Source organism: Rhodococcus sp. NPDC059968 (assembly GCF_042738615.1).
GTDB lineage: Bacteria > Actinomycetota > Actinomycetes > Mycobacteriales > Mycobacteriaceae > Rhodococcus_F.
This window is the reverse complement of sequence record NZ_JBHWUE010000012.1, coordinates 144124-154127: the sequence shown is the minus strand read 5'-3', so window position 1 is coordinate 154127 and position 10004 is coordinate 144124. Positions and strand designations below refer to the sequence as shown.

General features: G+C 68.1%; 10 protein-coding genes and 2 pseudogenes. 6 read left to right on the top strand and 6 right to left on the bottom strand.

All coding sequences use genetic code 11. The annotated features are described in order from the left end of the window. Positions 1–195 precede the first annotated feature (195 nt). The 3 genes and pseudogenes from ACFWAY_RS14065 to ACFWAY_RS14055 form a co-directional block, all read left to right on the top strand. A pseudogene (locus ACFWAY_RS14065) lies at positions 196–510 on the top strand (UTRA domain-containing protein); the annotation flags it as partial. A 10-nt stretch (positions 511–520) separates the two neighbouring features. Further along, positions 521–1378 (top strand): type I methionyl aminopeptidase, encoded by an 858-nt coding sequence (map, locus tag ACFWAY_RS14060; RefSeq protein ID WP_378510980.1) that lies wholly within the window; start codon positions 521–523, stop codon positions 1376–1378. Continuing rightward, complete coding sequence (locus tag ACFWAY_RS14055; protein ID WP_378510979.1) at positions 1375–2913, top strand: cobyric acid synthase; 1539 nt, start codon at positions 1375–1377, stop codon at positions 2911–2913. The genes map and ACFWAY_RS14055 overlap by 4 nt, the downstream gene beginning before the upstream one ends. Here the strand turns inward: ACFWAY_RS14055 and ACFWAY_RS14050 are convergent. The 3 genes and pseudogenes from ACFWAY_RS14050 to ACFWAY_RS14040 all read right to left on the bottom strand — a co-directional run bounded on the left by ACFWAY_RS14050 (position 2910) and on the right by ACFWAY_RS14040 (position 4149). After that, a pseudogene (locus ACFWAY_RS14050) lies at positions 2910–3557 on the bottom strand (ABC transporter permease). The gene ACFWAY_RS14055 and the pseudogene ACFWAY_RS14050 overlap by 4 nt on opposite strands. A 47-nt stretch (positions 3558–3604) precedes the next feature. After that, positions 3605–3790: a hypothetical protein gene (locus tag ACFWAY_RS14045; RefSeq protein WP_378450261.1), complete on the bottom strand. Its 186-nt coding sequence runs from the start codon at positions 3788–3790 to the stop codon at positions 3605–3607. Then, positions 3787–4149 (bottom strand): GntR family transcriptional regulator, encoded by a 363-nt coding sequence (locus ACFWAY_RS14040; RefSeq protein ID WP_378510978.1) that lies wholly within the window; start codon positions 4147–4149, stop codon positions 3787–3789. Before ACFWAY_RS14040 ends, ACFWAY_RS14045 begins: the two co-directional genes overlap by 4 nt. Before the next feature lie 103 nt (positions 4150–4252). Here ACFWAY_RS14040 and ACFWAY_RS14035 point away from each other — a divergent pair, with 103 nt between their 5' ends. After that, positions 4253–4819, top strand: a complete 567-nt coding sequence (locus ACFWAY_RS14035; protein ID WP_378450263.1) for an alpha/beta fold hydrolase — start codon at positions 4253–4255, stop codon at positions 4817–4819. A gap of 30 nt (positions 4820–4849) precedes the next feature. Here ACFWAY_RS14035 and ACFWAY_RS14030 read toward each other — a convergent pair whose 3' ends face one another. Genes ACFWAY_RS14030 through ACFWAY_RS14020 form a run of 3 tightly spaced genes read right to left on the bottom strand, consistent with a single transcriptional unit; the run spans position 4850 to position 7568 of the window. Beyond that, the gene (locus ACFWAY_RS14030; RefSeq protein ID WP_378510977.1) at positions 4850–5179 is read right to left on the bottom strand and encodes a YnfA family protein; all 330 of its coding nucleotides are present in this window, start codon (positions 5177–5179) and stop codon (positions 4850–4852) included. Then, positions 5176–6561, bottom strand: coding sequence for a mycothione reductase (gene mtr / locus ACFWAY_RS14025; protein ID WP_378510976.1), 1386 nt, complete (start codon positions 6559–6561; stop codon positions 5176–5178). Before mtr ends, ACFWAY_RS14030 begins: the two co-directional genes overlap by 4 nt. Beyond that, entirely contained in the window at positions 6558–7568 is a 1011-nt protein-coding gene (locus ACFWAY_RS14020) for an alpha/beta hydrolase (protein WP_378510975.1), read from the bottom strand. The genes mtr and ACFWAY_RS14020 overlap by 4 nt, the downstream gene beginning before the upstream one ends. A 121-nt stretch (positions 7569–7689) precedes the next feature. Between ACFWAY_RS14020 and mqo the strand changes: the two genes are divergently transcribed. Together mqo and ACFWAY_RS14010 are read left to right on the top strand one after the other, a co-directional pair. Beyond that, positions 7690–9225: a malate dehydrogenase (quinone) gene (gene mqo, locus ACFWAY_RS14015; RefSeq protein ID WP_378450267.1), complete on the top strand. Its 1536-nt coding sequence runs from the start codon at positions 7690–7692 to the stop codon at positions 9223–9225. A 64-nt stretch (positions 9226–9289) separates the two neighbouring features. Next, positions 9290–9811, top strand: a complete 522-nt coding sequence (locus ACFWAY_RS14010) for a GNAT family N-acetyltransferase (RefSeq protein WP_378450268.1) — start codon at positions 9290–9292, stop codon at positions 9809–9811. Positions 9812–10004: the final 193 nt, after the last annotated feature.

Sequence of the window (10004 nt, the reverse complement as noted above, 5' to 3'; positions counted from 1 at the left end):
GGCCCTCCGGGCCCGTGCGCCTTTCCGGTAGCTCCTGCTACCGGAAAGGCGCACGGGTGCGTCAGCGCCTGCGGAGCTCGTGCAGCCGCTCCTCGGTGAGCAGGCCGCGTTCGAGGACGAGTTCGGCGATGCCGCGGCCGTCGGCAGCGAGGTGGTCGAGGCGCTCACCGTGGTGCCGTGAATATCGACTCCCTGGGTGAGATGGCGCGCCGATTCGACCCGGGAACCTCGCTGTGCGCGGCGATCCGCGAGACCGGCGTGGTGTTCGCGTCCGCGACCGAGCGGATCGAGACCGTGCCGGCCTCCCCGCGGGAGGCCGCGCTGCTCGACTCGACCACCGCGATGCCGATGCTGCGGCTCCACCGTGTCTCGCTCGACACCGGCGGCGTCCCGATCGAACGGGTGCGTTCCCTCTACCGCGGCGACCGGATCGCCTTCCTCACCACGCTGCGGGAGTGGCGTCGACGCGCACGCCGGGTCCGGAGACGCCCGGGCCATGCACGGGTCTAACCTGGTACCCATGTCTGTCCGCACAGCACTGAGCCCCGGAACCGTGTCGCCCGTCCTCGCCGTACCGGCGGGGATCGAGCGTCCCGAGTACGCGTGGAAGCCCACGGCGAAGGAAGGCAACGAGCCGTGGGTCCAGACCCCGGAGACCATCGAGGCCATGCGGGTGGCGAGCAAGATCGCCGCGCAGGCCCTGCAGGAGGCCGGTAAGGCGGTGTCGCCGGGTGTCACCACCGACGAGCTCGACCGCATCGCGCACGAGTACATGATCGATCACGGCGCCTATCCGTCGACGCTCGGCTACAAGAGTTTCCCCAAGTCGTGCTGCACGTCGCTGAACGAGGTGATCTGCCACGGCATCCCCGACTCGACGGTGATCCAGGACGGCGACATCGTCAACATCGACGTCACCGCGTACATCGGTGGCGTGCACGGAGACACCAACGCCACGTTCCTCGCCGGGGACGTCGCCGAGGAGAACCGGTTGCTGGTGGAGCGGACCCATGAGGCGACGATGCGCGCCATTAAGGCCGTCAAGCCGGGCCGCGCGCTCAACGTCGTCGGCCGCGTCATCGAGTCGTACGCGCACCGATTCGGCTACGGCGTGGTCCGCGACTTTACCGGACACGGCATCGGCACCACCTTCCACAACGGCCTCGTCATCCTCCACTACGATGAGCCCTCCGTGGACACGGTCATCGAACCCGGCATGGTGTTCACGATCGAACCGATGATCAACCTCGGCGACATCGGCTGGGAGATCTGGGACGACGACTGGACCGTCGTCACCAAGGATCGCAAGTGGACGGCTCAGTTCGAGCACACCATCGTGGTCACCGAGACCGGCAACGAGATCCTCACCCTGCCTTGAGCGAGAGCCGGTGGAAGGGCGCCCTGCTCGTCGCCGGCACCACGTCCGACGCGGGCAAGAGTGTGCTCGTCGCGGGACTGTGCCGGATGCTCGCGCGGCGAGGTGTCCGGGTGGCGCCGTTCAAGGCGCAGAACATGTCGAACAACTCCGTCGTCACGCTGGACGGCGGTGAGATCGGCCGGGCGCAGGCCCTGCAGGCTGCGGCCTGCGGACTGGAGCCGAGTGTCCGCTTCAACCCCGTGCTGCTGAAACCGGGTAGCGACCGCACGTCGCAACTGGTGGTGCGTGGCCGCGCGGTCACGTCCGTCGGAGCCCGCGACTACTTCGAGCACCGGCAGCACCTGCGCGCGGTGGTGGCCGAGGAATTGGCGTCGCTGCGCGCCGAGTACGACGTCGTGATCTGCGAGGGGGCGGGCTCACCCGCCGAGATCAACCTGCGAGCCACGGACCTCGCGAACATGGGGCTCGCCCGGGCCGCCGACCTGCCGGTGGTCGTGGTCGGCGACATCGACCGTGGTGGGGTGCTCGCCCACCTGTTCGGCACCGTGGCGGTCCTCGCACCGGAAGACCAGGCGTTGATCGCGGGATTCGTGATCAACAAGTTCCGCGGCGACGTGTCGTTGCTGGCGCCGGGCCTCGAGCAGTTGACGGCCATGACGGGACGCCCGACGCTGGGGGTGATTCCCTTCGCCGAGGAACTGTGGCTCGACGCGGAGGATTCGCTCGGGGTGGTGGGGGACGCCCCGGTCGGACGTCCGGCACCCCCGATCGGCGACGACTGGCTGCGGGTGGCCGCGATCCGCCTGCCCCGCATCTCCAATTCGACGGACGTCGAGGCGCTCGCGTGCGAACCCGGGGTGTCGGTGCGCTGGGTCACCGATCCGTCGCGGCTGGAGGGTGCTGACCTGATCGTCCTGCCCGGCAGCAAGTCGACCGTGTCGGATCTGGAATGGTTGCGCCGCAACGGGATCGCGGATGCGATCGCCACGCACGCGAAACGCGGCGGCCCGGTGCTCGGCGTGTGTGGTGGCTACCAGATGCTCGGGTCCGTGATCGTCGACGACGTCGAATCCGGCCGTGGTGCGGTGCCCGGTCTCGGACTGCTCGACCTCGAGGTGGAGTTCGCCCCGGACAAGGTGCTCGCGCAGGTGCGCGGCGACGCCCACGGAGTTCCGGTGTCCGGGTACGAGATCCATCACGGCCGGGTGCGGCGCAACGGCGACCAGCCGCTGCTCCACGCGAGCAGCGGCGCCGCGGAAGGCAGTATCCGCGGCGCCGTCTACGGCACGCACTGGCACGGACTGCTCGAGACCGACCGCTTCCGCCGGCTCCTGCTGGACGACGTGGCCGAACACGCGGGGAGAACCGGTTTCGTCACCGCGCCGGACACGGATGTCGCCGCGATCCGGACCGCTCAACTCGATCTGCTCGCAGACCTGGTGGAGCAGAATCTCGATCTCCGTGCCCTCGAGGACCTCCTCGGCGAAGGCCCCCCGACGAGCCTCCCGACCATCGCGTCGACCCTGGTGCGCTAGGCCGTCGCGCGGCAGACCAGCGCCCACGCCGCGACGATCCCCGCCGCCGCGGCCAGTGCCGGCAGCCACACCATCGGCACCGACCGGGGCACGTCGGCGAACCAGTGGCCGATGTCCGGCCACCACTTCTGCCACGTGATCACGAATGCGGCGGCGCCTGCGGCGAGGAGTGTGCCGACGCCGAGCGTGAAGAGCCCCACCACCCGCCACCGGTGATGCAGTGCGCCCAGGAACATTCCCGCCGCCGCGGTCAGTGACAGGAAGGCGAAGTAGGCGGCCAGCTGGATCACCGGGTCGGACGTGAAGTAGTTGGGTATCGCGAACATCCGCATCCCGACACCCCAGCCGCCGGTGGCCTCCTCGATCAGCGACAGTCCGTAGAGCATCACCCCGAAGACGAGAACCTGGACGGCGGCGACGATCAGTGTGGCCGCGAAATAGTCGCGCCGGGTGACGCTCATCCCCAGTGCGAACGGGAACGTCTGTGTCATTGCCTGCAGGTAGAACGCGAGGGCGAACCCGAAGAGGGCGAAGACGCCGCCGGTGAAGTTGGTGTCGCTGCCGGTGTCGCCGACCATCGCGAAGATGGCCGCACCGATCGTGAACTACGCGACCAGCACGCCCAGTGGTCACGCGACGAGCAGGGGTCAGGCGACGGTGTGGATGCGGGAGACGGTCAGGACCCGGTTCGTCATCGTGCGTTCTCCTTGGTGGCCGTGGTGCTGCGGACCACGAGTTGTTGAAGGCTTTCAACTCCGTAGATCTTGTTCTCCTGCAAGGAGAAGTCGATCCCGTCGAGTGCGACGAAGTCGCCGAATCTCTTGCCGAGGCCCCGCGCCGAGGCGACCGTTTTCGTGTCGAATGCTGTGCCGATCATCGTGCTCCCTCCCGTTGGTCGAGCATGGTCTTGAGTTCGGCGATGCTGACGCCGAGTTTGTCCGCCTCGGTGACGAGCGGATCGATGAACTGGCGCGCGAACCGCTCGCGTCGCCGGAAGCGCAGCGCGTTCCGGGCGCCGGAGGTGACGAACATTCCGATTCCCCTCTTCTTGTAGAGGATCCCGTCGGCGACGAGCTGATTCAGTCCCTTGGCTGCGGTCGCCGGGTTGATCCGGTGAAAGGCGGCGAGCTCGTTGGTGGACGGTGCCTGGCCTTCCTCGGGAAGGGTTCCGTCGATGATCGAGTTCTCGATGAGCTCTGCGATCTGCTGGAACAGCGGTCCGCCGTTGTCGATCATCAACGCCCGCCTCGTCGGTTGACCGGTTCATTACTCATGTAATGAACCATAGGACTAGGGAGGTCCGAGCGCAAGACGCCCCCGATCGCGTAGTTTTTAGCCCATGGAACTGACGCACGTGGCGGTGGAAAATGGAAACTGCACGGTCCGCATCGACGGACCGGCGAGCAAACACACCGTTCTCCTGCTACCGGGGGCCGGCGACGGACCGGACGTCTACGACGGCGTCTGCGAGCGCCTGCACAATTCCGATCTGCGCACGATCGTGCCCGAGGACATCACCGGTCTCGACGAGACGACGATCATGGCGCTGCTCGACGAACTGAAGGTCGGGTGGGTCAACCTCGTCGGCAGCCGGGAAGGAGCCGAACTGGCCTGGTCGCTGGCGGCGCGCCAGTTCGGACGCTTCGCCAGCCTCGTAGTGGCCGACCGGGGGCATCCGGCGGCACCCGACGCCGCCGGTGCGGTGCGCGGATCCGACTGCCCGCCGGTCGAACTCCCCACGACCGTGATGGTCGGCAGTCCCGACCGGCGTGCCGAGGCGGACGCGAGCGGACGCTTCGTCTACTCGGACTTCCGCGTCGTACAACTCGAGAATGTCACCAACGTCCCGGCCGCGGCGGCGGCGGAGCTGGCCACCGAGATCGTTCTCCGCACCAGCCCCTGGTAGATCCAGGCCCCACGCCGAGCACGACCGTGCTCAGCGTGGGGCGTACATGATGACGGCCATGCCCAGCAGGCAGATCAGGGCGCCCGAGACGTCCCAGCGGTCCGGGCGGAAACCGTCGGCCACCATGCCCCAGAGCAGCGAGCCCGCGACGAACACGCCGCCGTACGCGGCGAGGATCCGGCCGAAGTTGGCGTCCGGCTGCATCGTCGCGACGAACCCGTACGCACCGAGCGCCGCGACGCCGGCGCCGATCCAGATCCAGCCCCGGTGCTCGCGGACGCCCTGCCACACCAGCCACGCGCCGCCGATCTCGAACAGCGCCGCGACGGCGAACAGCGCGACGGACTTGGCGACCGTCACTCGGGCGGCAGGTCGAGGCCGAGGAGAGCGTTCTCGACCACCTCCGGCAGCGCCGGGTGGATCCAGTACTGCCCCCGGGCCATCTGCTGCGCCGTCAGCCCGAAGCTCATCGCCTGGATCAGCGGCTGGATCACCGTCGGCGCCTGGGCGCCGATCACGTGCGCACCGAGCAGACGCCCGGTGCCGCGTTCGGCGATGACCTTGCACAGGCCCTCGTCGTCCTCCATGGCCCACCCGTAGGCGACGTCGCCGTACGCCTGCACCTTCACCGTAATGTCCCAGCCCGCCTCCCGGGCCTCGGCCTCGGTCAGCCCGACGTGCGCGATCTGCGGGTCGGTGAACACGGCGGCGGGAACGAACCGGTGGTCCGAGGCGCGCAGCCCCGACGTGTCCTTCCACGCGTCCTGCAGGAGATTGTGCCGAACGACTCTCGCCTCGTGGTTGGCGACGTGCTTGAGCTGGTACGGCGAGGAGACGTCACCGAGCGCGAAAACGCCCTCGGCACTGGTCCGTTGGTAGTCGTCGACCACGACGCGTCCCTCGTCGTCGAGGTCGATCCCACCGGCGGCGGCGCCGATGGCGTCCCCGTTCGACTGCCGCCCGGTCGCCACCAGCAGAACGTCACCCGACACGACGGTGCCGTCCTCGAGTTCGACCGCGACGCCGTCACCGTCCCGGCGCACGGCTGCGACGGCGCTGCCGCGGTGCACGTCCCATTTCTTCTGGGCGAGATCCGTGAACCGGCGGGAGACGTCCTCGTCGAGGTGCCGCAGCAGGTGGGAGCTGCGCGCGATCAGCGACACCCGGGTGCCCAGCGCGGAGAACACGTGTGCGAACTCGGCGGCGATGTATCCCGCACCGATGATCACCATGCGCTCGGGCAGCTCCGGCAGCCGCATGATGTCGTCGTTCGTGTAGTACCGCACGCCGGATTCCCGGACCGCGTCGGGGATGATCGGCCGGGATCCGGCGGCGATCACCACCTGGTCGGCGGTGACGGTCTCCCCGGTTCCGGTGTCGAGGGTGCGTGGGCCCACGAACGTCGCGTGCCCGCGGAACAGCGTGGTGTTCGGGCTGTCCTCGGCGCGGTAGCGCTCCCCGCCGGCCGAGATCGGGTCGATGCGGCCGAAGACCCGTTTGACGATGTCCGGCCAGCGCACCCCCTCGAGCTGTGCGTCGACGCCGTACTTGGCAGAATTGCCGACCGTCCGGGCCACCTCCGCGGCGTAGACGAACATCTTAGTCGGGATGCAACCCACGTTTAGGCACGTCCCGCCGAACGTGCCCTCCTCCAGGATCGCGACCTTCTTGTCCGCGAACCGTTCGTCGGGCAGCGAGTTGCCGGACCCCGAGCCGATGATCGCCAGATCGAAATGTGTCACCGGTTGGCCTCCGCAGCGTTGTGGCCGTGCAGCCAGTCGAGCCAGAGGTCCACTTCGGCGAACGCCTCCGCCCGGGGCTGGTCGGCGGACAGGAACACGTCGTGGCGGGCGCCCGCGATCGGCACGATCGTGGTGCGGTCACCGAGGCATCCCGCCCAGCGGGCGATCTGCCGGACGTCGAGGACGGCGTCGGCCGTGTCGACCCTCGGGTCGTACCGCGGCGCGAAGTACGACGCCTTGGACCGGAGGATCAGGGCGGGAACCCCGATGTCGAGACCCCGGTGTAGTTGGGCGTGCCCGCGGCGCACCGCGCGCAGCCATCCGAACGTGACGGGGAAACCACTCAGTGGCTTCCAGTCGAGGTTGTAGTTCCAGATGCCGTTGCCCTCCACGTGCAGGCTCACGCCGTACGTGTCGAGCCCGGTCTTCGGGATGATCGACTTGCGCTTGACACGCCCGACCGCGTCGACGGCCACCGTCCCCACGTTCCGCAGGTACGACGGACCCTGCAGGTCGAACCACGGGCTGTTGAGGATGACCCCGCTGATGCCGAGCGCGGCGGTGCCGCCCGGCTTGCGTTGCAGGCGGTGCAGCCACAGCGGCAGAACCAGACCGCCGGTCGAATGCGCGACCAGTAGGACCTCGCCATCACCGGTCTGCTCGCGGACCTGGCGCAACGCCTCGTTCAGTTCGGCGTCGTACAGGGTCAGATCAGAGACGAAGTGCGGCGTCTGGCCGGGTTCGAGCGAGCGCCCGCACTTGCGCAGATCGAGCGCGAAGAAGGCGTAACCCTGTTTGGCGAAGTGCTCGGCCAGGTGCTTCTGGAAGAAGTAGTCGGTGAATCCGTGGACGTAGAGCACGGCGCGGCCGGTCTTCTTCGTCTCCAGCGCGGGCTGATAGCGGATGAGCGTCGCCTTCACCTCACCCTCGCCGTCGGGGTCGGTGCCGAGAGGAATGGTCAGCTGCTGATAACCGTCGCCGAGAACGTCGGGAGCCCAAGTAGTCACAGATCACAATCTAATGTGCAATTCGGGGGCGCGGGGAGGCGCACAATTGGGGCAGGTGATTCTCGCTCATACGCGCGGGTAACCTATTCGGCGAACACGGCAGGCGTATGCGCGTACGGCTATGGACAAGGAAGTCGATACTCCAGTGTCAGATCAGAATGCGGTAGAGACGAAAACGGATGTAGTGCTGGTTGGCGCGGGCATCATGAGCGCGACGCTGGGGGCGATCCTGCGTCAGGTGCAGCCCGATTGGTCGATCACCACATTCGAGCGGCTCGACGCAGTAGCCGCCGAGAGCAGCGACCCGTGGAACAACGCGGGCACCGGCCACTCCGCGCTGTGTGAGCTCAATTACACTCCGCAGAACGCCGACGGCACCGTGGACATCGCGAAGGCCGTCAACGTGAACGAGCAGTTCCAGGTGTCGCGGCAGTTCTGGGCGCACGGCGTCGAGAGCGGTGTGCTGACGCAGCCCAAGGAGTTCATCAACCCCATCCCGCACGTGAGCTTTGTGCACGGCGAGGCCAACGCCAAGTACCTGCGGGCCCGCTACGACGCCCTCGCCGGCCACCCCCTGTTCGCGGGCATGGAGTACATCGACGCCCCCGACGAATTCACCCGTCGCCTGCCGTTGATGGCGAAGGGCCGCGACTTCAGCGATCCCGTCGCCCTCAACTGGACCCAGGACGGCACCGACGTCGACTTCGGCGCCCTCACCAAGCAGCTCCTCGGTTACGTCGGCGCGTCCGGCGGCGTCGTCCACTTCGGGCACGAGGTCACCGACCTCACCAAGCAGTCCGACGGCAGCTGGGTGGTCAAGGTCACCAACCGCCGCAACGGTGCGAAGAAGGTCGTGCGCGCCAAGTTCGTGTTCGTCGGCGCCGGTGGCGGTGCGCTGCACCTGCTGCAGAAGTCCGGCATCGAGGAGGCCAAGGGCTTCGGTGGGTTCCCCGTCAGCGGCGCGTTCCTGCGCTGCACCAACCCGGAGCTCATCGACCAGCACCGAGCCAAGGTCTACGGCAAGGCCGCCGTCGGCGCGCCGCCCATGTCGGTTCCGCACCTCGACACCCGCGTGATCGGCAACAAGCCCGGACTGCTGTTCGGGCCCTACGCCGGCTGGTCGCCCAAGTTCCTCAAGCAGGGCCGCGTCACGGATCTGCCCAGTTCGGTCAAGCCGAACAACCTGCTGTCGATGCTCGGGGTCGGCGTCAGTGAACTCGGTCTCGTCAAGTACCTGATCAGTGAGCTCGCGATGTCCGAGGCCGGCCGGATCGAGACCCTTCGGGAGTTCGTCCCGAAGGCCCTCGGCAAGGACTGGGAACTGATCACCGCAGGCCAGCGCGTCCAGGTCATCCGTCGAGCCAAGGGCAAGGGCGGTGTCCTCGAGTTCGGCACCGCCGTCGTCAACGCCGCCGACGGCAGCATCGCGGGCCTGCTCGGCGCGTCGCCGGGCGCGTCCACCGCGGTGCCCGCCATGCTCGACGTGCTGCAGCGCTGCTTCCCGGCCCAGTACGAGTCGTGGAAGCCGAAGCTCCAGGAAATGGTGCCGTCGCTGGGCGTGAAGCTCTCCGACGACACCGCGCTGTTCTCGCAGGTATGGGACTGGACGTCGAAGGTGCTCCAGCTCGACACCAGCAACGTGGAGGTCGCGGTCTGACGCACCGGCCGGCCCGGGTCCACGGGCGCGCACACTCGTCGGTGCTGTGCGATAGTTGCCTGTCATGACGGCAACTGCAGCACTCAAGCGTTCGTGGGCACTCGATCTCGACAACAAGACGCTCTACGAGTTGCTCAAGCTTCGCGTAGAGGTCTTCGTCGTCGAGCAGGCGTGCCCGTACCCGGAACTCGACGGCCGCGATCTGCTGGTCGAGACCCGCCACTTCTGGCTGGAGCAAGACGGTCAGGTGGTCTGCACTCTCCGCCTCCTCGAGGAGCACGCCGACGGCAACAAGTCGTTCCGCATCGGTCGGCTGTGCACGTCGCGGCCGGCCCGCGGTCAGGGGCACACGACGCGTCTGCTGCGCGCCGCACTCGCGGAGGTCGGCGACGCGCCGTGCCGCATCAACGCGCAGACGTATCTGGTGGACATGTACGCCAAGCACGGTTTCAAGCCGGACGGCGAAGAGTTCGTCGAGGACGGCATCCCGCACGTCCCCATGCGTCGCGGCGGCGGTGCCGCCCATGGCGGTGGCGGTGCCGCGTACGAGGTGGCGGAGGCGGCCCCGTCGCGCGCCGGGCAGTGAGCGCCGACTAGGGTCGTCAGGTGAATGTCCGCGGGGAAGTCCTGTTCGAATCAGGCGCGGTCCCGCCACTGTGACGGATCTCTGACCGGCTGCCACCACCCTGGTCGCCGATCCGGTCTCCCAGCCAGATTGCCGCGGCGTTCGTACCGGCCAAGGCTCTCGGCGAGGAAACCGGGACGTGAAGGGATGCAGC